The organism is Mesorhizobium sp. C277A (assembly GCF_040324395.1).
GTDB lineage: Bacteria > Pseudomonadota > Alphaproteobacteria > Rhizobiales > Rhizobiaceae > Mesorhizobium.
The window spans coordinates 1-23306 of the sequence record NZ_JAMYVW010000002.1; the positions used below are offsets into that span (position 1 = coordinate 1).

General features: G+C 61.4%; 24 protein-coding genes, 2 tRNA genes and 1 pseudogene. 15 read left to right on the plus strand and 12 right to left on the minus strand.

Features of this window, described 5'->3' with window-relative positions; genetic code table 11:
* Positions 1-824: 824 nt before the first annotated feature.
* The 6 genes and pseudogenes from NKK52_RS00080 to NKK52_RS00105 all read left to right on the plus strand — a co-directional run bounded on the left by NKK52_RS00080 (position 825) and on the right by NKK52_RS00105 (position 5383).
* The gene (locus tag NKK52_RS00080) at positions 825-1955 is read left to right on the plus strand and encodes an SAVED domain-containing protein (protein ID WP_352628078.1); all 1131 of its coding nucleotides are present in this window, start codon (positions 825-827) and stop codon (positions 1953-1955) included.
* A gap of 103 nt (positions 1956-2058) precedes the next feature.
* Positions 2059-2265, plus strand: a pseudogene (locus NKK52_RS00085) (SMODS domain-containing nucleotidyltransferase); the annotation flags it as partial.
* 161 nt (positions 2266-2426) lie between these two features.
* Positions 2427-3095, plus strand: coding sequence for a hypothetical protein (locus tag NKK52_RS00090; protein ID WP_352630577.1), 669 nt, complete (start codon positions 2427-2429; stop codon positions 3093-3095).
* The gene (locus NKK52_RS00095) at positions 3092-3607 is read left to right on the plus strand and encodes a hypothetical protein (RefSeq protein WP_023685874.1); all 516 of its coding nucleotides are present in this window, start codon (positions 3092-3094) and stop codon (positions 3605-3607) included. Before NKK52_RS00090 ends, NKK52_RS00095 begins: the two co-directional genes overlap by 4 nt.
* Entirely contained in the window at positions 3604-4893 is a 1290-nt protein-coding gene (locus tag NKK52_RS00100; RefSeq protein ID WP_031204502.1) for a ThiF family adenylyltransferase, read from the plus strand. Before NKK52_RS00095 ends, NKK52_RS00100 begins: the two co-directional genes overlap by 4 nt.
* Entirely contained in the window at positions 4886-5383 is a 498-nt protein-coding gene (locus NKK52_RS00105) for a Mov34/MPN/PAD-1 family protein (RefSeq protein WP_023685876.1), read from the plus strand. Before NKK52_RS00100 ends, NKK52_RS00105 begins: the two co-directional genes overlap by 8 nt.
* 86 nt (positions 5384-5469) lie before the next feature.
* Here the strand turns inward: NKK52_RS00105 and NKK52_RS00110 are convergent, their stop codons facing one another.
* Entirely contained in the window at positions 5470-5682 is a 213-nt protein-coding gene (locus NKK52_RS00110; protein ID WP_084634073.1) for a DUF3892 domain-containing protein, read from the minus strand.
* A 676-nt stretch (positions 5683-6358) separates the two neighbouring features.
* Between NKK52_RS00110 and NKK52_RS00115 the strand changes: the two genes are divergently transcribed.
* Together NKK52_RS00115 and NKK52_RS00120 are read left to right on the plus strand one after the other, a co-directional pair.
* Positions 6359-6793 (plus strand): hypothetical protein, encoded by a 435-nt coding sequence (locus NKK52_RS00115; protein ID WP_023671095.1) that lies wholly within the window; start codon positions 6359-6361, stop codon positions 6791-6793.
* A gap of 10 nt (positions 6794-6803) precedes the next feature.
* A complete protein-coding gene (locus tag NKK52_RS00120; protein WP_156939327.1) occupies positions 6804-7121 on the plus strand; it encodes a hypothetical protein in 318 nt (105 codons plus the stop codon).
* A 153-nt stretch (positions 7122-7274) separates the two neighbouring features.
* Here the strand turns inward: NKK52_RS00120 and NKK52_RS00125 are convergent, their stop codons facing one another.
* The 11 genes from NKK52_RS00125 to NKK52_RS00175 all read right to left on the minus strand — a co-directional run bounded on the left by NKK52_RS00125 (position 7275) and on the right by NKK52_RS00175 (position 14927).
* A complete protein-coding gene (locus NKK52_RS00125) occupies positions 7275-8585 on the minus strand; it encodes a tyrosine-type recombinase/integrase (protein WP_031204573.1) in 1311 nt (436 codons plus the stop codon).
* Positions 8586-8796: 211 nt separating this feature from the next.
* Positions 8797-8872: transfer RNA gene (locus NKK52_RS00130), tRNA-Phe, on the minus strand.
* A gap of 214 nt (positions 8873-9086) precedes the next feature.
* The gene (gene yacG, locus NKK52_RS00135) at positions 9087-9278 is read right to left on the minus strand and encodes a DNA gyrase inhibitor YacG (RefSeq protein WP_023669280.1); all 192 of its coding nucleotides are present in this window, start codon (positions 9276-9278) and stop codon (positions 9087-9089) included.
* Positions 9275-9901: a Maf-like protein gene (locus NKK52_RS00140; RefSeq protein WP_023681911.1), complete on the minus strand. Its 627-nt coding sequence runs from the start codon at positions 9899-9901 to the stop codon at positions 9275-9277. The genes yacG and NKK52_RS00140 overlap by 4 nt, the downstream gene beginning before the upstream one ends.
* 19 nt (positions 9902-9920) lie before the next feature.
* The gene (gene infA / locus NKK52_RS00145) at positions 9921-10139 is read right to left on the minus strand and encodes a translation initiation factor IF-1 (RefSeq protein ID WP_006200926.1); all 219 of its coding nucleotides are present in this window, start codon (positions 10137-10139) and stop codon (positions 9921-9923) included.
* A 185-nt stretch (positions 10140-10324) separates the two neighbouring features.
* Complete coding sequence (locus NKK52_RS00150) at positions 10325-10789, minus strand: arsenate-mycothiol transferase ArsC (protein WP_081725519.1); 465 nt, start codon at positions 10787-10789, stop codon at positions 10325-10327.
* Positions 10777-11262 (minus strand): UPF0262 family protein, encoded by a 486-nt coding sequence (locus NKK52_RS00155; protein WP_023669283.1) that lies wholly within the window; start codon positions 11260-11262, stop codon positions 10777-10779. The genes NKK52_RS00150 and NKK52_RS00155 overlap by 13 nt, the downstream gene beginning before the upstream one ends.
* Before the next feature lie 6 nt (positions 11263-11268).
* Entirely contained in the window at positions 11269-12561 is a 1293-nt protein-coding gene (gene hisD, locus NKK52_RS00160) for a histidinol dehydrogenase (RefSeq protein ID WP_023681910.1), read from the minus strand.
* A gap of 134 nt (positions 12562-12695) precedes the next feature.
* Positions 12696-13130 (minus strand): DUF2948 family protein, encoded by a 435-nt coding sequence (locus NKK52_RS00165; RefSeq protein WP_023681909.1) that lies wholly within the window; start codon positions 13128-13130, stop codon positions 12696-12698.
* A gap of 167 nt (positions 13131-13297) precedes the next feature.
* The gene (gene murA, locus NKK52_RS00170) at positions 13298-14590 is read right to left on the minus strand and encodes a UDP-N-acetylglucosamine 1-carboxyvinyltransferase (protein ID WP_023681908.1); all 1293 of its coding nucleotides are present in this window, start codon (positions 14588-14590) and stop codon (positions 13298-13300) included.
* A 142-nt stretch (positions 14591-14732) separates the two neighbouring features.
* Positions 14733-14927, minus strand: a complete 195-nt coding sequence (locus NKK52_RS00175; protein WP_023681907.1) for a hypothetical protein — start codon at positions 14925-14927, stop codon at positions 14733-14735.
* A 150-nt stretch (positions 14928-15077) separates the two neighbouring features.
* Here NKK52_RS00175 and NKK52_RS00180 point away from each other — a divergent pair.
* The 7 genes from NKK52_RS00180 to NKK52_RS00210 all read left to right on the plus strand — a co-directional run bounded on the left by NKK52_RS00180 (position 15078) and on the right by NKK52_RS00210 (position 23146).
* Positions 15078-15152: transfer RNA gene (locus tag NKK52_RS00180), tRNA-Thr, on the plus strand.
* A 390-nt stretch (positions 15153-15542) separates the two neighbouring features.
* Positions 15543-19388 carry a caspase family protein gene (locus NKK52_RS00185; protein ID WP_352519430.1) on the plus strand — a complete coding sequence of 1282 codons (3846 nt, stop codon included), beginning with the start codon at positions 15543-15545 and terminating at the stop codon, positions 19386-19388.
* A 182-nt stretch (positions 19389-19570) separates the two neighbouring features.
* Positions 19571-20965, plus strand: a complete 1395-nt coding sequence (locus NKK52_RS00190) for a multicopper oxidase family protein (protein ID WP_023681905.1) — start codon at positions 19571-19573, stop codon at positions 20963-20965.
* A 153-nt stretch (positions 20966-21118) separates the two neighbouring features.
* Positions 21119-22432 carry an NAD(P)H-dependent oxidoreductase gene (locus tag NKK52_RS00195; RefSeq protein ID WP_023681904.1) on the plus strand — a complete coding sequence of 438 codons (1314 nt, stop codon included), beginning with the start codon at positions 21119-21121 and terminating at the stop codon, positions 22430-22432.
* Positions 22433-22512: 80 nt separating this feature from the next.
* Complete coding sequence (locus tag NKK52_RS00200) at positions 22513-22755, plus strand: type II toxin-antitoxin system VapB family antitoxin (RefSeq protein WP_023681903.1); 243 nt, start codon at positions 22513-22515, stop codon at positions 22753-22755.
* Positions 22755-22934: a type II toxin-antitoxin system VapC family toxin gene (locus NKK52_RS00205; RefSeq protein ID WP_280940305.1), complete on the plus strand. Its 180-nt coding sequence runs from the start codon at positions 22755-22757 to the stop codon at positions 22932-22934. The genes NKK52_RS00200 and NKK52_RS00205 overlap by 1 nt, the downstream gene beginning before the upstream one ends.
* Positions 22935-22963: 29 nt before the next feature.
* Entirely contained in the window at positions 22964-23146 is a 183-nt protein-coding gene (locus NKK52_RS00210) for a type II toxin-antitoxin system VapC family toxin (protein ID WP_280806608.1), read from the plus strand.
* Positions 23147-23306 lie beyond the last annotated feature (160 nt).

A 23306-nucleotide genomic window follows, 5' to 3' on the forward strand; every position in this document is an offset into this window, starting at 1 on the left:
TGTCATGTTTGAGCCAGTTTTGAGACCTTTTCGTTTTCAGCCTGAACGCTCGCTTCGCGCTCCGTAAGCCTGAAAGCGGTCCGCCTGCTGTCCGCCCCTATGCTGTCGAGCAGCAATGCGCCTCATTCCGGTCGTTCGCCCCCTTGGCAACGGCCCAAAAGCTGCCATTCGGCCCCTGCCACGATGTAAGTAGTTTTCCGAGTTTCATCATAGCTCGGAAAGGCTGGGACCTGCTGATGTAGCCTAGATTGATCATCCGGAATTGGTGAGAGGCGCGCTCTGTTCTTTTTTCGTTCGACCCTTGAAGCGATCGTTTCTGAAACCTAGATGCGGTTAATGAGCGTAAATCACCGCGGGGCAATCGACATCATTGCATTCCAATCCATTGGCTGCGGCCGGTAGTAAGACCCGTCCACCAAGGAGGGCTGGTGTGAAATGGATCGATTGGAGGATACTGTGGGGAGCTGTGGCTGACGCAGTCATCGCAAATTGGGACGGGCACGACTACCAGGCGCGATACTTCTGGATTCACGCGTCGGGGCTTCGTGACCCGGAACAACACTTTGTTGTCGAGGTCTCATACGAGGCCGATGGTCCGAAAGGGTTGACGATGTGGTGGTGCGCTATAGCCCAGGGAATCGGGCCGCCGTTCTTTTGCGGTCGAGGTTGCCCACCACCAAGTCAAATTCCACGTCAGCCAGGAAGGGCGGTTCGGTTACAAGGAGCTGACGAACCCGGACTTTATCCATGCGACGCGCTTTTCAATCCTTGAGCGCCTCAAGGAGGCGGTCGAGAAGGCGCCAACGAATTCCACGTTCACTCTCGTGACAACCGACCGCATTCGCGATGATGATGACCTCCGGAAGTTGATTACGTCGAAAGACCGCTCGATCAACGTGGAAATTTTATTCGACGGAACGACCGATCGCAGCTGGACCGGTAAGATCAGAAAATGCTGGCGCGAGCACCTGAAGCTGTCGAGCGACGAAGAGCTCAAGACGATTGTGGACACATTCCACATCGTTGAGGGCCATAGGTCGCTCGAAGAGATGCGCGATGAAGTCAATTTTCACTTCCGTGGCGTCGGGCTGAAGGCCGGTGGAAACACGCTGGAATTCAGGTTCGATGGCGCGGCCCGAGCCTTGAAGGCGACGCAGCGCAACAAGTTGTCCCGAGAAGATTTCGAACTGCTTTGCCAGGAACAGGATTGGATTCGTGCGGGCGAAGACCGGCGGAATGTCGCCATCCGCTCGTTCGGTGATGGCCCGACCGATTATTTACTGGCCGCTCCGGAAAATCATCTGTCGCTGCTCGATCATTTCGACGAACGGCTGCTGCGTCCGGGAAATGATTGGACCGAGACGATCATGCCTGAGGTCCGAACATTCCTTGAGCGCGTGCGCCAGACGACCAAGGATATTCGGCTTCATCTCGATACCCACGCCTCCGTTGCATTTCTGGCTGGTTCGCTCTTGGGTATGAAAAGCGGCACTGGTGTCGAAGTCATGCAGAAGGGGCGCCGCGGCACCTCCGTCTGGCGCTCGGACGACAAGCTCACGGGGCCGTCGATGACGGTCACCTGTCAGGATATCGAGGCGGGCAAAGATGTTGCGGTGGCAATCAGTCTTTCACGGGACGCACTGGCGGACGTCGAGGATTATGTTAGCACCTCCTTGGGCAACGTTGGCAAGATTCTGCATTTCGCCGCAGCAAACGGGGTTGGCCCAGGGTCGGTAGCAGGCGGCACTCATGCAGCAGAAATGGCTGACCAAGTGTCTGACGTCCTGGTGGCGCTTAGCCTGCGCGGCGGCGCCAGGGCCCACATCTTCGTTTCGGCGCCAAACGCCTTTTCATTCTTCCTCGGCCAGCATCGGGACGCCATCGGCCCGGTGAAGGTTTACGAGTTCGACTTCACCGGGTCCAAGACCTACCACCCCTCCTTCCGGATTGGATGAATATGGAACTGAAGCCTCAATTCAATGAGTTTCTTGCGTCGATCCGACCGACCGACAGGCAGAAGGAAGACTGGAAGGGCGGGCCTCGACCCTGCGGGCGCGGTTGGACGCGGACCAAGATCTCAAAGGGCTGGTCGTGGCTACTTTTCTGCAAGGTAGCGTCCGTCGTTCGACGGCCATACGGCCTAGCGGTGACAAGCGGCCGGACGTTGATATCGTCGTCGTGACCAATATTGACTACGAGAACACGACGCCTGAGCAGGCCATGAAGAAGTTCGTGCCCTTCCTTGATCGCCACTATGAGGGTAAGTGGCGCTGGCAGGGGCGTTCTTTTGGCATCGAGCTGTCCTATGTGGACCTGGATCTGGTCATCACCGCCTTGCCGAAGGATCCAGAATCCCGGGCAGTGATGGAAAGTCTCTACCGGTCCAATTCCGTATTGACTAACCTCAGCGTCGAAGAAGATCCGTCATGGCGTCTCAACCGGCAATGGCGCCCTCGGAATTGGGTGAAGCTGCGTCAGTGCTCAACGATCTGGCGCCAAGCGAGTGGCGACCGCATCCGCTGTATCTGCCCGATCGCGACGTGGGAGAGTGGGGCCGGACCCATCCGCTGGCCCAGATCCAGTGGACGGCGGCCAAGAACCGTGTCTGCAATGGCCATTACGTCAAAATCGTGCGGTCCTTGAAGTGGATGAAGCAGGAGGGGACCGAAGAGTTTCCGAAGTATCCCAAAGGCTACCCGCTTGAACACATGATCGGTCACGTCATCAATGACGGCACCACGTCGATGGCGATGGGTGTCGTACAGGTCCTCGAGAGCATTCGCGATACTTGGGAATACGCGGCTCAGATCGGCCAAGTACCGGTTCTGCCGGATCATGGTGTTCCTGAGCACGACGTGCTGAAGCGCTTGCCGCTGGAAGATTTCCGGGCCTTCCATAAGGCTGCCAGCGAGGCGGCGTCCCGCGCTCGCGCAGCACTGGACAGTAACGATGCCCAGGAATCGGCCGAGCTGTGGCGCTCACTGCTCGGCACGAAGTTTCCATTGCCTGGCCCCCGCGGCGGCGACCGGGCGCCATCGGTTTTCAATACCCCGACCAAGCCTGCCCAGCCGCAGACAACGCAGCGATTTGCTTGATCTTGAACTCGCCCTCGGTGCCGCCAGCACTGCAGGAGGTGCTCTCGCTGCTTGAGGACGAGGAGCGCGTCATGGTCAGGAACAACTGGAGCAGTGTCGCGCCAGGCCGATGGTGGTTAGCCATTGATGCGACATTGTCCGAGCCGGCGACAGAATTCATGGCAACCCGCACCGGATGGCGCGTGGTGGTGTCATTCGTGCCCGGGGATAATCGCGTCGAGATTTATCCTTGCGCATCGAGTGGCCCCACGGTCACATTTCCGCATCAGCTATACAATGGCAAGCCGGCGGGCCGCGACCCATGGCGCACTGGTAAACTTTGTCTTGACCGGCCGGAAGCCACCTTTGGCAGAGACAGGTGGACGGGCGAACCCTCGGACATTGTTGAGAAGGTGATTTGGCATCTCAGTCGGTTGCTGATGTGGATTGATGCCGCTGCGACCGGCCAGTTGAAGCAGGTCGGGGATCCGTTCGAAGTCCCGCCGTCGCCAAGAACCTCTCGCATCCAGTGATTGGCTTTGACGAGGCGATTTCCGGTTTCAAGTCTTGGATGGAGATGGAGCAACGCTGGGGAAGCGTCTCCTTCATTGATATCCCCCATGCGCGTGCCAACAGGGTGACGGTTACTTTCTCGGATAGCGGCGGCACGATTGTGAAGACTATTTCCTGGGGAGCCTGGGCCGGGCAGGCTGCATCGGTTCAGATGGGCGTATGGTTGAGACTCGACAAGATACCTGTCGTCAGACCGTGGGGCTTGCCGACAACCTGGAGCGAATTGAACGCACTGATTGCTGAACAGGGGTTTGACCTGGGCGAGATCTTGCACTTCGCCGGGGTCCAGCTTCGCAAACGTACCCACAAGAATGAAAGCGCAACTTTGCTGTTGGGGTTTCCCGTCGAAGAACGGGTTGGGGATGGGCCATCGCGATTGCATTGGATGGCTATCGGCTCCGTGCCTCTTCAACACCGCCATTCTAAAATGAATGGCTTCCGTCCGATCGAAGCCAATCGTCGTATGCTGGACAGGGCGGTGGCCCAATCCCACGGCCGGCTCGATTGGATGAGGACCATGAACTGGACGTCCGATCAACTCCGCAGGCGTGGCCCCTCATCGGAAAAGCTTGGTTCGTCCAGGATCGCGCTTTTGGGGGCGGGAGCACTTGGGGGTGCGGTCGCGGAAAACTTGCTCCGGATGGGCAACCGCGATTTGGTCATCCTGGATGGGGAGAGGCTTGAGGTCGGGAACCTGACCCGGCATGCACTTGGGCTTGAGGCCGTGGGCCGGAACAAGGCTGTCGCACTGGCGGACGCGTTAAATTCGTCGATGATTGATGGTCGTACTGTTGGGCATGCAACGAACTTTCCCCCCAGCGATGAGTCTGTGATCGCCACTCTGCGAGCCGCCGACGTGGTGGTGGACTGCACCGGAGCGGATGATGTACTGCGTCGAATGGCCGATTTCGACTGGGGTACGGAGAAGATCTTTGTCAGCTTGGCTATAACGTGGAGGGCCGAGGGACTACTGGCCTATACTGCATCCGAAGTAAGCTTTCCCTACTTTGACGCTGTGGAACGCATGGCGAGCATGGAGACGCCAAGCCCAGCGCGCTCGGAGTCGACGATGGAAGGGATCGGCTGTTGGCACCCGATCTTTCCCGCCACTGCCGAGGACATGAGATTATGGGCCGCGTTTGGCACGCGATTTATCCGGAAAGCAATTGAGAGTCCGAGCCGGACGTTGAGCTACTATCGTCAACACGAAGACGGCCAGATCGAACTGGTTGCCACCAATGTCTGAGTTTCCTAAGGTCAAATACAGCTCGATCGCTCCTGACGTGTCCGCTGTGTTTGAGCTGCCTCTGCTGTCTGAGGTTACGAGGTTGGCCGGTCGGGCCGGCAGTGTTGAAACCGGCGGCATTCTTGTTGGGGAATACTTTGACGGGGGGCGCTCTGTTCGAATTACTGAAGTCATGGCAATGCCCGAGGATTCCCGTTTCGGCCGGGCCTGGTTCAAACGGGGCCGGAAGGGCCTCGATGCTTTACTTCGCGATCGATGGGGGCAGGGCCAGTATTACGTCGGTGAGTGGCACTCGCATCCTGGGGGCAGCGCCGAACCCAGTGGCTCCGACATTGCCGCGATGCGGAAAATCGCTGGCGACCCGTTGTATCGCTGCGAGGCGCCGGTACTCCTCGTCGTAGGCGGCAGGCCGCCCGACAGCTTCTCGATCTCATTTACTGTTTTTGTATCGGGCTCACCGCACCGGCTGCGATATGGTACACCGAGCTAGCACAGGAACTTTGCCGGCCACCGCCGCCTGATCGGAGACTATCACTGCTTACGGTTGCATCGCCCAAATGCAGAGGCGAAATGTGATCACTCTGCTCGATTAACATTATCCTTCTTCGAATGATCAGGATTGTCCCGCGCATATTCCCGGCCGTTAATTTTCACGACGTGTGCGCCTTGGTGTTCGCCACGCTTAATCTCGGCCACGACGCTTCTTCGAGGAACATCTTTTCGATTGCCGATGTCGTAATGTTCGTTCCGGCCCCCGGGGCCATCATTCTTGCCTTTGATCTTGGTCATGTCTCGTCTCCAAATGTCACCTGCTGCATCAGAGGCTCCCAGACAGGAAATTCGAGCCGTTGAACGCTCATGTCTGTATACCACTCACCCGGGCGAATTGCAGACCTTCCGCTTTCGGCCCCAAAACTGCCGGTCAGAAATGCGCCTCATGCCGGTCAAAGAGACCTTGCCCGCCGTTCCTCCATAAGCAGACATTGCAGACCTACAAGGACGTCGCTTTTACGCCCGAAGCGCCGCTTCGGTTGGTCCTTCAGTGACCTGGCGGCCCAAGGGCGTCGTCCTCCACGGCCCGACCTCGTCCGCAACTCACCGTTGCCAGCGGCTCTGCTCCTGGCCTTCCCGCGATGACCGAGCGGGTAGTGAAACATCATGGTCAAGCCTGAAAAGCAAGGTCCAACCTAGCCGCCTTTCCGGGCCTGCGTCATCATCGTCCAGCACTCCAGGATCCTGCGTGCGCCAGCCGGGACCGTCGGGTCGGCCGGCCGCACAGTTTTTCATCCCGCTGGAACATTGGCGAAGGAATGCAGTTGGTGTCGCTGCAGATGCCGCCGCGCGGTGCCTGTGGGCGATTGGTGGCAACACCTGATCGGCCGCCGCTCCTTTACGAGGCGGCTTAGCGTGTGAGCCAATCCTGCAGCAAAGGCCTAGGGATTGGAACGACCAACAGGAGGCAGTCATGAAGCACCAGACACTCGATCAACTCCAGTCAGTCGCGGACATCAGTCCACTATCGCCGGCTCTGCTGGCTACAAGGACGCAACGGATAGAGCGGTGGGCGGAACTGCTCTATCGAAATCCGACGCGCTCCCTTGTGGCTCTCACCGGGACTGAGCATCTGCATCCCTCTGTCCGCGGAGAAGCGCGCGCGGTCGGATCGGCGATCAGTGTCGCCTTTGACGATCCACTGCTGCGTGCATCGGGCATGCAATCGGATACCTACGGGGAAGCCAGACGCTTCTTCGAACTCTCCGATTGGCAGTTGCATGAGATCGTCTGCAGTTGCCACACCGGCGCCACCATGCAGGCTGGCTGGGCCGCCGGGCGTGTCCGCAGGGTCCTCAATGGGAGCAAGATATTGGCTTGGCTGAGAAAAGGATTCATGCCGCACTGAGACACAGCGCTTGCGCCTGAAGAAGCATGCAGGCTCCAGCAGAGATTGCGCCGGCTCCGCGAAGGCATGGCTGACCTCAATGGAGCAGGGCGGCCGAGTTGCTTGCGACTTCAGAAATGACGTTCACCATTGCTTAGTGGACCTCGTCAGGGTGATCGGCAATTTCGTGAATAGCGAGTACCAGCGCCAGTTTCGACCAACCGGTCGGCAGCGCCCGCGTGACCAAGCGGGGTTACTTATCCTCGGTGCGTCACATGTGCGCTTCGTCAGCGGTATAGCCTGCCAATCCCTCAACAGCCGTTTTGACGGCGAAAAGCTCGAGGCCTGAGGGGTTAATTTGACCCAGGAATCCCGAAAACGGACCTTGCGCTTTCGGCCCCAAACCAACCGTCATCATCCGGTAACCTTAATAGTGTCCTGGAAAGAAAGTTGCCCCCTCCGGGCCTACGACTTGGCGACGAGTTTCGGCGTTTTTCGACGGTCAGTATGATTTCCGGCGGTTGGAGATTTGTATCGGCCTTTGATGAACGGCCGCTGTTGGGTTCAAAGTGGATGGTCGCGTTATCGTATGGACAGCAGGCTTGCGGCGTCCCTCGGTTGAGTTCACCCGCGGGTTTTTGCTCTTAAGTTCATCCAGATAATCGGCCCACCACTGCATCATGTTGATGCGCTCCTCCCAGTGCTCTGCCCGGGCATAGGCGCGCCGAACGTCGTTGTTCTCAATGTGGGCCAGCTGCCGCTCTATCGCGTCCGGATGCCACTCGCCGCATTCGTTCAGCAAAGTTGATGCCGTTGCTCGAAAGCCGTGCGCGGTAGCTTCTTCCTTGCCGTAACCCATACGACGCAGTGCGGCGTTTAGCGTATTGTCGGAAATCGGACGTGAAGCCGATCGAACACTAGGAAACAGCAGCGATCCACCACCAGAAATTTCCCTGAGTGAAGTCAGGACGCTGATCGCCTGCTTTGATAGGGGTATGCGGTGCGGCCGTCGCATTTTCATGCGTGCTTCAGGGATGGTCCACACCGAGCTTTCAAAATCGAACTCTTCCCATTCAGCGACGCGAAGCTCCCCGGGGCGGGGAAACAGCAGCGCTATCAGCATCAGACCGGCCCGGGTTGTAGGCTGTCCGTCAAATGCATCGATCGCCCTCAGCAAACCGCCCAAGGCCTTCGGATCGGTAATCGCGGCGCGAGACGTTACCGTCGGACTGATGAGTGCGCCTCTGAGGGCGAAGGTCGGATCTGTCTCGGCGCGTGCGGTCGCGATTGCGTATCGAAACACGCTGCCGATCGTGGAGCGCAGTCGCCTGGCCGACTCGTATCGACCGCGAACCTCCACGCGGCGGAGGGCGGTAAGGATGGTGGCCGGGTCGATCTCCCGAATGCACTTGTCGCCAATTATCGGATAGGCAAAGTCGAGCAGCCATTTGACCTTGCTGATCGTCCGGTCAGCACGTCCCTCCTTCTTTAGTTTGTCAACATATTCGTCCGCGATTGAGCGAAAGGTGTCCTTTGCCGAATCGGCCTTCCGCAAGCTGCGTTCCTTTCCAGGGTCGACGCCAGCTAGCAGAAGCCTTTTAGCGTCATCGCGCGCCTCCCGTGCCTCGGCGAGAGAGATAAGGGGATAGCTGCCCAGCGCGAGCAGTTTCTGCTTGCCGTCAAAGCGGTAGGCGAGCCGCCAGAGGCGAGAGCCCGTGGGCTGTACCCATAGCTGCAGCCCGCCCCCATCAGATAATTTCACAAGCTTGGAAGCAGGGCGGGCATTTCGACATTTCACGTCGGAGAGGGGCATTCGTCAGGTCTCCCTTGGCTGTTTCGATACCATCAGGATGTCGAATACCAACGGAAATACCATCCCCCGCCTCGTTGGACCAAATGCTCCTGAAGCCCTCCGTGTCCCGCTTAACCGCGCAATGCGACCGCAAAAGACCAACAATTCCAAGCGATTGCAGAAGCTGCAGCGTAGAAGGTTCGGTGAAAGGGAGTGCCGGGAGAAGGGGGGATGGTGCCCAGAGGCGGATTCGAACCACCGACACGCGGATTTTCAGTCCGCTGCTCTACCAACTGAGCTATCTGGGCCTCGCCGGCAAACGAGACATCGCCTGACCGGATTTCAGGAAAGCGCCGTGGGGCACCCCTTGAAAGCGCGTGGGTTATAGCACGGGAATCCGGCCTGTCCAGCGCCTAAGCGCTGATTTTCCGGGGCAATTGTCGCAGACAATACCGACGCCGGCAAAGCAGCAATTGCGTAAGGTCGGCGAAGTGGAATTGCGCGGCCGGCACCGCCCAAACCCTACTTCGGCTCGTCGCTCTCGTCCTCGTCATCCCGCGCGGTGATGACATAGGCGCCCTTCAGCCAGCGGTTGAGGTCGATGTCCTTGCAGCGCTTCGAGCAGAACGGATAGGTCTCGCGCGCCGACGGCTTGCCGCATTCGGGGCAGGGGCGCTTCGGGCGCAGTGGTGTGACCTTATCGTCCAGGCTCATGGCCGCGCGGTATGCCAGCTGGTGTGGACCTTGAAGCCTTCGCCCGAAAGCAGCGCCACCGTCTCGTAGAGCGGCAGGCCGACAATGTTGGTATAGGAGCCGACCAGCTTGACGACGAACGAACCGGCGAGACCCTGGACGGCATAGCCGCCGGCCTTGCCGCGCCATTCGCCGGAGGCGACATAGGCGTCGATCTCCTCGCGTGGAAGCCGCTTGAAGCGTACCCTGGATTCAACCAGCCTTTGGCGCAGCTTGCCGCCCGGCGTAATCAGGCAGATGCCGGAATAGACCCGGTGCGAACGGCCCGAAAGCAGTCCAAGGCAATTGGCGGCGTCGTCCAGCGTCTCGGCCTTGGGCAGGATGCGGCGTCCGACCGCGACCACCGTATCGGCGGCCAGCACGAAACTTGGCGCATAGTCTTCCTCGCTTTTCAGCGAGGCCAGCGCCTTCTCGGCCTTTTCCTTCGACAGCCGCTTGGCCAGCGAGCGCGGATGTTCGGCGCGCAGCGGCGTTTCGTCGACATCGGCCGGCAGCACGCGGTCCGGCTCGATGCCGGCCTGTTGCAACAGTTCGATCCGGCGCGGCGAACCAGAGGCAAGCACGAGCTTCTGCAGGATGCTCATCGCGGTTCGCGCCGGACTGTTACTTGAAACGGTAGGTGATGCGGCCCTTGGTCAAGTCATAGGGCGTCATCTCGACCAGGACCTTGTCGCCGGTCAGCACACGGATGCGGTTCTTGCGCATGCGGCCAGCCGTATGGGCGATGATCTCGTGTTCGTTTTCGAGCTTCACCCGGAACATCGCGTTGGGCAACAATTCCGTCACGACACCCGGAAACTCGAGGACTTCTTCCTTCGGCATTCGATACCTTTGCTTGGATTGCAGTTCCGGCGCCCTGGAGCGCCCAGGCCGGAATTTCGGCGGAACCTATATGATAATCGTGCGCTTGTGAACACGCTTAGATCGCGTCATATGCGACGCGCTCCACGCTTTCGTTTTATGCATGTCGTTGTCTCAAAACCGGGACCGCTTATGAGCGAGATGCATCAATCCGCCGCGTTTTTTACCTCCGGAAGCAGAAAACGTCGGCTGATGCGCGCTTTCAGCCGTTCTCTCACGTCGCGATAGCTGGCCATGATCTGCTCGCGCCTGCCGCCGACATCGGTCGGATCCGGCATCGGCCAGTATTCGACGTCGACGGCAAGCGAGCGGGTGAGCTCGAGCGCGGCGTGGTGGGCTTCCGGCGCCAGGGTGACGATCAGGTCGAAATAATCGTCCTCGAGATCGTCCATCGAGCGCGGCTGGCGCTCGCCCAGCGTCAGGCCCTCTTCGGCCAGCACCGCGTCGACGAACGGATCGCGCTCGCCCCTGTGCACGCCGGCAGAGGCGACGAAAGTGGCCGGCGGCAGCATGCGCCGCGCCAGCTGCTCGGCCATCGGCGAGCGCACGGCGTTCATGCCGCACAAAAACAGGATCGAGCGGGGCGCCCCAGTCAGGTCTAACCCCGCCAGTGCAGCACGCAGACCAGCGTGAACAGCCGCCGCGCCGTGTCGAAGTCGATGTCGATCTTGCCTGCCAGCCGGTCCATCAACGTCTGGGAGCCTTCATTGTGCAGGCCGCGCCGGCCCATGTCTATCGCCTCGATATGGCTCGGCGTCGAGGAGCGGATGGCGTCGTAGTAGCTTTCGCAGATCAGGTAATAGTCCTTGACGATGCGCCTGAGCGGCGTCAGCGACAGGATATGGGTGACGACATCAGCACCATCCTCGCGGGCGACCGCAAACACCAGCCGGGATTCGGCCAGCGAGAGCTTCAGCCGATAGGGCCCGGCGCCGTCATCATTGACCGGCTGAAAGCTGTTTTCTTCGATCAGGTCGAAGATCGCCACCGCGCGCTCATGTTCGACATCGGGCGTCGAACGGCCGATCGACTCGTCGAGCTCGACATCGATCAGCCTTGCGCGGGTTTGATCGCCGTCCGCCATCGCCGCCTACATGTTCAGCCGGATGGCGACGGAGCGGCCATGCGCGTCGAGGCCTTCCGCCTTGGCCAGCGCAATCGCCGCCGGCGCAAGTGCTCTCAGCTGCTCCGGCCCGAGCTTCAGGATCGAGGTGCGCTTGACGAAATCGAGCACCGACAGGCCCGAAGAGAAGCGCGCCGAACGCGCCGTCGGCAGCACGTGGTTGGAGCCGCCGACATAGTCGCCGATGACTTCGGGCGTATGGCGTCCCAGAAACACAGCACCCGCATTGCGCATCCTGGCCAGGAAGCCCTCGGCATCGTCGATGGCGAGTTCCACATGTTCGGCGGCGATGCGGTCGACCAGCGGCAGCGCGGCCTCGATGGTCTCCACCAGGATCACCGCACCGAAATCGCGCCAGCTGGCAGCCGCCGTCTCGGCGCGCGACAGGCTCTGCAGCTGCCGCTCGACCGCCTGTTCGACGGCCTTGCCGAAGGCCGGATCGTCGGTGATGAGGATCGACTGCGCCGACACGTCATGCTCGGCCTGAGCGAGAAGATCAGCGGCAATCCAGTCGGGGTCGTTGCTGCCGTCTGCCACCACCAGCACTTCAGACGGTCCGGCGATCATGTCGATGCCGACCGTGCCGAACACCTGGCGCTTGGCGGCGGCGACATAGGCATTGCCGGGCCCGACGATCTTGGCGACCGGCCGGATCGTCTCGGTGCCATAGGCAAGGGCGGCAATCGCCTGCGCGCCGCCGACGCGGTAGATCTCCGAAACGCCTGATATATCGGCGGCCACCAGCACCAGCGGGTTGATGACACCGCCTGGCGCCGGCACGACGATGACGATGCGCTCGACGCCTGCCACCCTGGCCGGCACGGCGTTCATCAGCACCGAGCTTGGATAGCTCGCCGTGCCGCCGGGCACATAGAGCCCGACCGCCTCGATCGCTGTCCAGCGCGAGCCCAGTTCGACGCCGGCGGCATCGGTATAGCGGTCGTCTTGCGGCTTTTGCCGTTCGTGATGGGATCGGATGCGGTCGCGGGCGAACTTCAGCGCCTCGACCGTCTGCGGATCGGCGTCTTTGTAGGCCTGAGCGATGTCGTCCTTCGACACGGCGATGCCGAGACTATTGAGGTCGGCCTTGTCGAATTTCAGCGTGTAGTCGACCAGGGCAGCGTCGCCCTCGGCACGAACCCGCGCAATGATGGCGCGCACGGCAGTGTCGACGTCCTCCGATACCTCCCGCTTGGTGGTCAGGAAGGCGGCGAAACGCTGCGCGAAACCGGCATCGGACTGGATAAGCGTAATGGCCATCGGCTGCGTCTAGATCATGGTGAGATTTGGTTGAAATCTCATCATGATCTAGCCCTTTGTTGGAGCATGATCTCTGGACAAACGATTCCCGTTTTGTCCAACAAAAACCGGCACCCACTTTTTGGGATCATGCTCTAGACCCTATGCACCGGACGCGAGGTGGCTTCCCAGGCGCCGCCTATGTCGGCAAGCCGTGCCTCGATGCATTCGACGTCGAGCATGATCGCGCCGCCGCCGGAAAAGACCAACTCGACGATGCCGGCCGGCTTGCTGATTTCGATAAAGCTGATTGCCAGAAGCGACAGCACCTCGGCCGGCCGATCGCGGGCAATGCCGCTGGTCTTGGCGCCGAGCACGCGGTCGAAATGCAACACCGCCTGGCGCCGCTCATTGTGCTTGCTGAACAGTCCGGATTTCGCCTCCCAGACGAAGCGGTTCATGGTCAATATGAAACGCTTGGCCGAAGGCAGGTATTCGAGGTCGGAGACCTTCATTACGGCGTCCTGGACGTGAGCCGAGACGATGCTCAGATCCTGATCGTCGAGCGCAATGAGTTTGAGGGCTGCCATGCCGAATGCACACCTGAAAGTTGGTTTCAGCCTTCTGTTAGGCGGTCTTTCCGGTCCGTGCAACCGCGACACAAATTCAACCCGAGGCTAGCGCCTCGGGTTTGAAGTGTTGGCGGTGAATGAAGGCAGCACCAGACGCCTGTCTGTCTGAAGCAACTGCCGTGCGGTCAAGCTGAAATCCGCTCGATCACCGCGCCGCAATTGGAGAGCTTTTCTTCCAGCCGCTCAAAACCGCGGTCGAGGTGGTAGACGCGGTTGACCGTCGTTTCGCCTTCGGCCGCCAGACCGGCGATGACCAGCGACACCGAGGCGCGCAGATCGGTCGCCATCACGGGTGCGCCCTTCAGCTTGGCGACGCCGTCGACGATCGCCGTTTGGCCGGACAGCGTGATGTGGGCGCCGAGCCGGGCCAGTTCCTGCACATGCATGAAGCGGTTTTCGAAGATGGTCTCGGTGATGCGCGACTTGCCCTTGGCCATGGTCATCAGGCCCATGAACTGCGCCTGCAGATCGGTCGGGAAGGCCGGGAACGGCGCCGTCATGACGTCGACCGGCGAAATGCCGGCGCCGTTGCGCCGGACGCGAATGCCGGAATTGGTCGGCGTGATCTCGGTACCGGTCTGGGCAATCACATCCAACGCGGTCTGCAGCAGCTCGGGGCGGGCGCCTTCGAGCACGACATCACCGCCGGTCATGGCCACCGCCATGGCATAGGTGCCGGTCTCGATGCGGTCGGGGATGACGCGCACGCGCGCGCCCGACAGCGACTCGACGCCATCGATGGTGATAACAGGCGTGCCGGCGCCGGAAATTTTGGCGCCCATGGCGTTGAGGCATTCGGCGAGGTTGACGATTTCGGGCTCGCAGGCGGCGTTTTCCAGCACCGTCTCGCCCTTGGCCAGCGCCGCCGCCATCATCAGCACATGGGTGGCGCCGACCGAGACTTTCGGGAAGACATAGCGATTGCCGACGAGGCGGCCGTTCCTGGTCTTGGCCAGCACATAGCCGGTGTCGACATCGATGTCGGCGCCCAGCGCCTGCAAGCCCTCGAGGAACAGGTCGACCGGCCGCGTGCCGATGGCGCAACCGCCGGGAAGCGACACTTTCGCCTCGCCCATGCGGGCCAGCAGCGGGCCGATCACCCAGAACGATGCCCGCATCTTCGACACCAGCTCGTAAGGCGCGGTCGTGTCGACGATGTTGCGGGCCGAGAAATTGATGGTGCGCGAATAGCCCTCATTCTGCTTCTCGCGGCGGCCGTTGACCGAATAGTCGACGCCGTGATTGCCGAGAATGCGGATCAGCTGCTCTACATCGGCCAGATGCGGCACGTTTTCCAGCGTCAGCGTGTCGTCGGTGAGCAGCGAGGCGATCATCAGCGGCAAAGCGGCGTTTTTCGCGCCCGAAATCGGAATGCTTCCGGCGAGCTTGTTGCCGCCGACAATTCTGATGCGATCCATGAGAGAATGTCCCCTCGGCCCGATAGGCCGGTTTTCGTCAGTTTGAGTATCGGCCCGTCTAGACCATTGGCCGGCTTGGTTCAAGAAATAGGATTTCTGAGCCCCTTTGGCCAAGGTGACCGGCCAGTGTGGCTGATATCGGTCAGTCCTTGTGCATTTTTTCAGCAGCCGGCAGTCCTTCGGGCCGCTGGTCAGGATCACCGGTGCGCCGCGAGCGCGCTTGCGTCTTGCGCTTCGTGAGATTGGCGCGCAGCTGCTCGGCCAGACGGTCCTTGCGGTCAGTCCCGTCCTTTTTTTCCGGATCAGCCTTTTTCGGTGGAATTGTCTTGTCGTCCATCGTTCCGTCCCGCCCGCGACTGGCAGGGCCTGCTGTTCAAGGGATAGCTAGCATTGTGGCGCCGCCGTGTCAGCGAAACTTGTCTGGCAAAGCCTTTCACAGACGCCTTGCGCTTGCCGGTTCTATATGGCAGAAGCCCCGCCATCAGCGGCTGCGGTAGCTCAGTGGTAGAGCACTCCCTTGGTAAGGGAGAGGTCGAGAGTTCAATCCTCTCTCGCAGCACCAGTTCATTCCTTCGATTTTAAAAAGATGCGTCGCGAAGTCGGGGTCTCGTTGCGGACCAAAAAAGCCGGCTGACGCAAAAGTGCCAATCCCGCGCATCCAACCGTGGCCCCCTCGCCCGGAAACATTGAGAGAAAGAGGCTCTACGGGGCCGGACGACTGCTCAACAAGTCCGGACCTGTCCACTCATGAACAGGCCGGACTGGCCGTATCCGGCATGCTGAACACTACCGCTCGCACGCTGAAAGCCAGCCGCCTCGTACGCATATCCACCACAAGAACACAGCTCGCCCAAGGACTTGCCATCAGCCGGCCATCATGATGCCATCTCGGCTGCGGAAGATATCGCCGGGTTTGGGATAGACGATGCTCTTTGGGCGAACAGCAGGTGCGATGGGGCGCGCGTGTGCGGCGATAGCCGCGGCACTGCTGCTGTGCCTGTGCACGCTTCTCCCTGCGTGGGCTGAAGAGCCGAAGGCGCTGAAAGGCGTGGCGCTGGTCATCGGTCAGTCCGGCTACCAGCATGTCGGCAAATTGCCCAATCCGGAAAACGACGCCCGCGCCATCGAGGAGATGCTCGACAAGCTCGGCTTCGAGACCGATGTCGCCACCAACCGCGACGCGCGCAAATTGCGGCGCGATCTCGAAGGCTTCGTCGACGACGCCGAGGGAGCAGACGTCGCCATCATCTACTATTCGGGTCATGGCATCGAAGCCGGCGGCGAGAATTATCTGTTGCCTGTCGATGCCGACATTTCGGCGCTCGACGACGCCGGCGAGAAGCTGGTGCCGCTGTCGGCCATCGTCGCCGAACTGAAGGCCAAGGTGCCGGTCACCATCGTGTTGCTCGACGCCTGCCGCAACGATCCGTTCCCGCCGGGCACGCTCTTGAAGCTGGCGCCGGATGATGAAGGCAAGCCGATCGGCGCGGGCGGCCTCGGCGAAACGCGCGGCGTCGTTGCGTTCAAGTCGGGAGACCAGGCCAAGGGCTCTGCCGACGACAGCCTCGGCCAGGTCATCGCCTTTGCCGCCGAACCCGGTAAAGTTGCGCTCGACGGTCCGGCCGACGGCAACAGCCCATATGCGGCGGCGATCCTGCGCCACATCGACACGATGGGCGGCGAGGAATTCGGCACCGTTTTGCGCATGATCGGCGAGGAGGTCTATCTCAAGACCAATGGCCAGCAGCGGCCCTGGGTCAATGAGAGCCTGCGCCGGCTGCTCTATTTCGGTACCCCCGCCGAGGCGCCGAAAGGTGATGAGGGCGAAATCCTCAGGGAGCGGCGCCAGCTCCTGCTGACCATCTCGACGCTACCCGAGCCGGAGCGCCGCCAGATCGAAACCATATCGCGTGACGGCAAGGTGCCGATGGATGGGCTCTACGCCATGCTGAAGGCGCTCGGGGTCGACATACCCAAGGATCCGGCTGAGCTCGACAAGCTGCTGCGTGGCCAGACCGAACGGCTGAAACACGTGTTGGCTGAACGCGAGACTTTGAAAAACCCGGACCCCGAAATTGCCAGGCTATCGAAACTCGCCGAACAGGCGGTTCAGGAAGGCGCGCTCGAAGCGGCGCAGAAATTCAACGAGCAGGCCAAGGCCCGCATCGGCGAACTTTCGTCTACGGTCGACCAGGCCGAGGCCGAGCTGAAGGCAAAGCGGCTGGAATTCGCAAAGGTCTTCGCCAGCAGTGCCAGGACTTATGAAATCTCCTTCAACTTCAAGGAGGCGGCGCAGGATTACGCCAAGGCCTTCGAGCAGGCTGCCAAATGGAGCGACGAAGACGCGTTCTACTACAAGGCGGCAGAGGCCAACGCTCTGTCGGAACAAGGGGACTTCTCCGGCGACAATGCGTATCTCGCCCAGGCCCTGACAGCCTATGAACAGGCATTGACCTATGTCACCCGCGAAAAGTTGCCGCTACTTTGGGCGGCCACCCAGAACAATATGGGCGCCACGCTTGCTACGTTGGGCGAACGGGAAGCCGGCCGCGAAAACCTCGACAAGGCAGCTGCCGCTTATGAGCAGGCGCTGACCGTCTATACGCATGACGCCTACCCCGACGACTGGGCATCGACCTATGGCAATCTGGGCACGGTCTACTGGCGGCTCGGCCGGCGCGAGAACGGGACGGCGCTTCTGGAGCGGGCTGTCGCGGCATTCCGCTCGGCGCTCGAGGTGCAGTCGTTGAAGAAACTACCGCTGGAATGGGCGGCGACGCAGAACAATCTCGGCATCGTGCTGTCCGAAATCGGCGACCGCCAGACCACATCGGACAGTTTCCGCGCGGCGATCGAGGCGCATCGTGCGGCATTGACGGAATACAACAGAGAGCGCGTACCGCTCGACTGGGCATTGAGCCAGATCAATCTGGGTGTCGTTCTGGCGAGCCTCGGCGCGCGCGAAAAGGATGTACCGACGCTTGAGCAATCGGTCGCGGCCTTCCAGGCGGCGGCTGAGGAGATGACCAGGGAACGCGCGCCGGCGCAATGGGCGACCATCCAGAACAATTTGAGCACCGCATTCGAGTCGATCGGCGAGATCAACGGCGATATCGCCGCGTTGCAGCGCGCGCGGGAGGCGGCGGAGGCATCGCTTACGGTTTGGACGCGCGAGCACGCCGCGGCGAGCTGGGCCAACGGCCAGCTGACGCTCGGCAACGCCTTGCAGCGCCTCGGCGCCAAGCAGAAGAACAAGGAACTGCTGCTGCAGGCAGCCACCACGTACCAGGCCGCTCTGTCCGAATATCCGCGTGAGAAACTGCCGCTCGACTGGGCTTCGCTGCAGCAGAATCTGGGATCGGTCAACGACACGCTCGGCGATCTCGATACGGGAACCGATTACTACATTCAGGCGGTGACCGCGTATCGTCAGGCATGGGAGGTCTATACCGCAACCGCCGCGCCGGGCGAGTTCGCTTCGATTGGTTACAGCCTTGCAGGCACGCTATCGAACTGGGGCGAACGCGCGGGGGACATCTCGACCCTGCGGCAGGCGATCGATGTCTACGGTCAGGTGCTCAGGGTTCGCACCCGCGACAAGGACCCAGCCAATTGGGCCAAGACGGAATTCCGCCTCGGCTGCGCGTTGATGATGTCAGGCAAGCTGGCCTCTGACGATCAACTGCTGCAGCAATCGGTCAACGCGCTGCGGGCGGCGCTCGACGGGCAGACGAAAGGCGGTGATGTCACGGAGATCGGCCAGACGCGGCGCGTGCTCGGCCAGACCCTGTCGATCCTGGGCGACAATACATCCAACCTGGACTTGCTGGCGCAAGCAGCCGACATGCTGGAAGCCGCGCTCCCCGCCTACTCCAAGGACGCCGACCCGGAGGAGTGGGCCAATATCAATTACGACCTCGGCTTTGCCCTCTACAGCCAGGGCCGGATTGGTGGCGACGCCACGTTCTACGCCAAGGCCGTGCAGAGCTTCGAGACGGCAGCGCGGATCTACGACGGTTTTCCCAACCGCATGCAATGGGCGCGCACCAAGGGCGATATCGGCAATGCCTTGCTGATGGCCGCGGACGGCAAGGACGTCGAGTTGCTCACCCGCGCGATTGCCGCCTATGACGCAGCGCTCAGCGTGGTAACGCGCGAGAATGCGCTGGCTGTCTGGGAGAACAATCAGAACAATCTCGCCGGCGGGCTGTCGAGTCTTGGTTACTGGGCGAACGATGTCGGCAAGCTGAAACGAGCCGCTCAGATCTACCGCGACCTCGCCACGGTGCGAACGATCACCCGCGATCCCGATCTCTGGATCACCAACCAGACCAGTCTCGCGCAGACGCTGAGCATGATCGCGGCCCGCGAGCCTTCGGCTGAATTGTACGAGGAGGCGATTGTCGTCAACCGGGCGCTTGCCGAGCAGCTCGGTCGCGACCGCGATCCCGAACGTTGGGCCAATGCGCGCAACGAGATGGGCTATGCCTTGACCATGGCCGGCCGCGCCGAAAACAATGTCGCGCATTTCGAGGAGGCGGTGTTGGTCCTGCGCGAGGCGATCGTGGTGCAAAAGAAGATCAATTCGGTGCCGGCTGTCGCCTTCACGCAGGACAGCCTGTGCGACGTGCTGGTCGATCTGGGCGCCGCCCACAAGGACAAGGCGATGGCACAGGAAGCGATCGCCGCATGCCAGGACGCGCTCGTCATCTTCCGTGACAAGAAGATGGACGATCTCGCCGCCGGTTCCGAAAAGAACCTCGCCGAGGCACAGGCGTTGCTGGCCGAGTTGCATTAACCCGAGCCCGCGCTCCCGGATGCGGGCGAATGGTGGGCACGCCAGCGTTCACGCTGTTGCGCAAGCAGATGTCACCGGCTCGCCATGGCATGACAGAGATGCGATGTGGCAGTATCGGCTTGTGCGCCGGTCGCCACCCGTCATTCAGGACGACAGGTAATCATATTCCGTTGGAGCGCCAGATGACCCTATTCACCCGCCGCAGGCTTTTGAAAACGGCCGCGGTTGCCGGCGCTGGCGGGGTTGGCCTTGCAGCGATGGCCAGGCTTGGTGACTGGGCCGCGGCCGCACCGGAGCCGGTGGTTCTCAAGACGGCAAAGATCCAGGCCAGGTTCATGGATATCGGCCAGACCCGCGATGTGCTGACTTATGGAGAGGCCAAAATGCCGCCGGTGCTCAGGATGAAAAAGGGCGAGCCTTTCGCCGCACGGCTTGTCAACGGCATCGACGATCCGACGACCATCCACTGGCACGGCATTCGCGTTCCAAACAAGATGGACGGTGTTCCTTTCCTGGTTCAGCCTTACGTCTACACCGGCGATCATTTCGACTATGCCTTCACGCCGCCCGACGCCGGCACGTTCTGGTATCACCCGCATTGCAACACGCTGGAGCAGATGGGCCACGGCCTGACCGGCGTGATCGTGGTCGAAAACCCGGGCGATCCGAAATTCGATGCGGAGGCGGTCATCAATCTGCGAGACTGGCGGCTCGGCGACGACGCCCAGTTCATCCAGCAGTTCCGGCCGCGCGATGCCGCGAAAACCGGCACCTATGGCACGGTGCGCACCGCCAACTGGCTCGACCAGCCGCAATTCGACGCGCCGGCCGGCGGGTTGGTGCGGCTGCGGGTCGCCATCACCGATGTCACCCGCATCTACGCCTTTCGCGTCGAGGGTGGGGAGGCCGCGGTCATCGCGCTGGACGGCAATCCGGTGCCGCAGCGTTTTGCGCCCGATGCTTTGCTGCTCGGACCGGGGCAGCGCATGGAGCTCGCCATCCGCATGCCTGACCAGGAGGGCGCGATCGTCAGCCTGGGCGACATCAGAGGCACCAAACCCAAGGTCCTCGCCACCTTGCGCGCCACCGGCAGCTCGCTCAAGCGCGATTTGCGAGACCTCGCACCGCTGGAAGCCAACCCGGTGCCGAAGGTGGATCTCGCCAGCGCGAAACACATCGCGCTCTCGCTCAGCGCCACGGCGGAAAACGTGCCGAGCGACAGCATATGCGGCACGCTAGGCTACTCCTTCTGGGCCATCAACAAGGTACCGTGGCCGGGCGACACGCCGGATCCGACCGCGCCTTTGGCCGAGCTGAAGCTCGGCAAAAACTATGTCATCGACATGGAGAATTTGACGCCGCAATCGCATCCGATGCATCTGCACGGCATGAGCTTCAAGGTGCTGTCGTCGTCGACACGCCAGGTTCAGCCGGTCATCTCCGACACCTATCTCATGCAGCCCAACGAGAAGGTTCAGCTCGGTTTCGTCGCCGACAATCCCGGCGACTGGCTGCTGCACTGCCACATCATCGAACATCAGAAAACCGGCATGACGAGCTATATCAGGGTGGTTTGACGCCGAGGCGGGTCAATCAGCCTCTACCGGGGTTGGCCTCACCGGCCGGGCCTGTTGCCGGAGAAATTGCCGGTGCTCGCCGGTTTCGTTGGCAAAGCGGCGCCGTTCCCTGCTATTCCCGCCTGCAAATCAAGAAGCCGTGGACACGCTTGCATGACCAATGTCGCCCTGACCGGACTGGCCCGCGATCTCGCCAGGCGCGCCGCCGAGGGACGCCCGGTGCGCATCGGCGTCATCGGCTCCGGTGAAATGGGCACCGACCTGGTCACGCAAGGCATGCTGATGCCGGGCATCGAGGTCTGCGCCATCTCGACGAGGCGCCCGCACACCGCGCGTGACGCTATCCGCATCGCCTATGGCGACGAGGCGATGGCGGCCGAGACCGACACGCAATCGAAGGTCATGGCGGCGATCGAGGCCGGGAAAATCGCCATCACCTCAAACGAGATGCTGGTCACCAATCCGCTGATCGACGTCGTCATAGACGCCACCGGCAAGCCTGGTGTCGCCGCCGATTTCGACTTGAAGGCGATGGAGCACGGCAAGCACCTGGTGATGATGAATGTCGAGGCCGACGTCACAATCGGCTGCTACCTCAAGCAGCAGGCAGACCGGCTCGGCGTCGTCTATTCGGTCGGCGCCGGCGACGAGCCGTCGAGCTGCATGGAGCTGATCGAGTTTGCCTCCGCGCTCGGCTACACCATCGTCTCGGCTGGCAAGGGCAAGAACAACCCGCTCAACCACGATGCCGTTCCGGATGACTATCGCGAGGAAGCCCTTCGCCGCAACATGAACCCGCGCATGCTGGTCGAGTTCGTAGACGGCTCGAAAACCATGGTCGAGATGTGCGCCATCGCCAACGCCACCGGGCTGGTGCCCGATGTGCCGGGCATGCACGGCCCAAAGGCCGACCGCGATCAGCTGGCCAAGGTGCTCATCCCGAAGGCGGATGGCGGCATCCTGTCGAAGAAGGGCGTTGTCGACTACACCATCGGCACGGGCGTGGCGCCCGGCGTGTTCGTCATCGTCGAGGCGACGCATCCGCGCATCGTCGAGCGCATGGACGACCTGCACATAGGCCACGGCCCCTACTACAGCTTCTTCCGGCCCTACCATCTGACCTCGCTGGAAGTGCCGCTGACGGCAGCGCGTATCATGCTCTACGGCCGCCCCGACATGGTGCCGCTGCCGAAGCCGGTGGCCGAGGTCTGCGCGGTCGCCAAGCGCGATCTCGCCATGGGCGAGACCTTCGATGCCATCGGTGAGACCTGCTACCGCTCCTGGACAATGACCGTCGAAGAGGCCCGCGCCGTCAGCGCCGTCGCGGTCGGCCTGCTCGAAGGCGGCAAGGTGCTGAAGCCGGTCAGGAAGGGCGAGCTCATCACCACCGACAACGCCACACCCGACCGCACGACCAGGCTGTTCGCTTTGCGCAAGCTGCAGGATGAGATGCTGTACGGGAGCTGAGATTGGACGACAGGCCAGTCGGGCTGGCCTTGTCATGACAACTCCCTATGTTGTAGTGGCACCGAACGGAGGCTTCTAGGATGAATCTCCAGATCAGAGACCCGCGCGCCCGTGACCTCGCCCGGCAGCTTGCCGAAAAGCGAAAGATTCCAATGACCGAGGCGGTGATCGAGGCGCTCGAATCCGAGCTTCAGCGCGAACGTGAACGAGTTCCGCTGGCTGAGCGGCTGGCCGCCATATCGAACGATCTGAAGGCCAAGGCGGGAAGCGGCGGCAGGGATCTGACTAAGGATGAGATCGACGAGATGTGGGGACATTCCTGATGTTCATCGACACCTCGGTGGTGATCGCTGTCCTCGCCGCAGAGGAAGACGCCGCCAATTGGAGCCGCCGGATCGGGCAGGCCTCGATACGGATAACATCTCCGCTGGTCGTGCTCGAAGCGGCGATGCGGCTTTCGTCGAAGTTGGTGGTGGAGCCGCTCTCGCCGAAAGGGCAATAGGAGACTTCCTGCGCGAAGCCGCGATCGAGGTGGTTCCGATCGAAAGAGGTGATGCCAAGCTCGCGATCCAGGCTTTTTCGAACTATGGCAAAGGTCGCGGCCACCCGGCTCAGCTCAACCTCGCTGACTGCCTGTCATACGCCTCGGCAAAAAGCCGTGGGATGCCCTCGCTCTACAAAGGGAAAGGCTTTTCCCACACCGATCTGGCCTGATCCTACTCCCCCAGTTCCACGATTCGGTCAGCAGCTTCGTCAGCCGCTCCCGCCCAGCAGGCCAAATGCTGCCGCGGTCGCGCCATGGGGCTGTTGACCTGCTCGCGCAACACGCCTGATCATTGCGCTCGTGCTGACGATGCAGACCATCTGTCTTTTT

Coding starts and splice junctions, on each gene's coding strand:
- NKK52_RS00090 (WP_352630577.1), top strand. CDS start 2,427: ATGGCGTCTCAACCGGCAATGGCGCCCTCGGAATTGGGTGAAGCTGCG.
- NKK52_RS00105 (WP_023685876.1), top strand. CDS start 4,886: ATGTCTGAGTTTCCTAAGGTCAAATACAGCTCGATCGCTCCTGACGTG.
- NKK52_RS00110 (WP_084634073.1), bottom strand. CDS start 5,682: ATGACCAAGATCAAAGGCAAGAATGATGGCCCCGGGGGCCGGAACGAA.
- NKK52_RS00115 (WP_023671095.1), top strand. CDS start 6,359: ATGAAGCACCAGACACTCGATCAACTCCAGTCAGTCGCGGACATCAGT.
- NKK52_RS00125 (WP_031204573.1), bottom strand. CDS start 8,585: ATGCCCCTCTCCGACGTGAAATGTCGAAATGCCCGCCCTGCTTCCAAG.
- yacG (WP_023669280.1), bottom strand. CDS start 9,278: ATGAGCCTGGACGATAAGGTCACACCACTGCGCCCGAAGCGCCCCTGC.
- NKK52_RS00140 (WP_023681911.1), bottom strand. CDS start 9,901: ATGAGCATCCTGCAGAAGCTCGTGCTTGCCTCTGGTTCGCCGCGCCGG.
- infA (WP_006200926.1), bottom strand. CDS start 10,139: ATGCCGAAGGAAGAAGTCCTCGAGTTTCCGGGTGTCGTGACGGAATTG.
- NKK52_RS00155 (WP_023669283.1), bottom strand. CDS start 11,262: ATGGCGGACGGCGATCAAACCCGCGCAAGGCTGATCGATGTCGAGCTC.
- hisD (WP_023681910.1), bottom strand. CDS start 12,561: ATGGCCATTACGCTTATCCAGTCCGATGCCGGTTTCGCGCAGCGTTTC.
- NKK52_RS00165 (WP_023681909.1), bottom strand. CDS start 13,130: ATGGCAGCCCTCAAACTCATTGCGCTCGACGATCAGGATCTGAGCATC.
- murA (WP_023681908.1), bottom strand. CDS start 14,590: ATGGATCGCATCAGAATTGTCGGCGGCAACAAGCTCGCCGGAAGCATT.
- NKK52_RS00175 (WP_023681907.1), bottom strand. CDS start 14,927: ATGGACGACAAGACAATTCCACCGAAAAAGGCTGATCCGGAAAAAAAG.
- NKK52_RS00185 (WP_352519430.1), top strand. CDS start 15,543: ATGGGGCGCGCGTGTGCGGCGATAGCCGCGGCACTGCTGCTGTGCCTG.
- NKK52_RS00190 (WP_023681905.1), top strand. CDS start 19,571: ATGACCCTATTCACCCGCCGCAGGCTTTTGAAAACGGCCGCGGTTGCC.
- NKK52_RS00195 (WP_023681904.1), top strand. CDS start 21,119: ATGACCAATGTCGCCCTGACCGGACTGGCCCGCGATCTCGCCAGGCGC.
- NKK52_RS00200 (WP_023681903.1), top strand. CDS start 22,513: ATGAATCTCCAGATCAGAGACCCGCGCGCCCGTGACCTCGCCCGGCAG.
- NKK52_RS00205 (WP_280940305.1), top strand. CDS start 22,755: ATGTTCATCGACACCTCGGTGGTGATCGCTGTCCTCGCCGCAGAGGAA.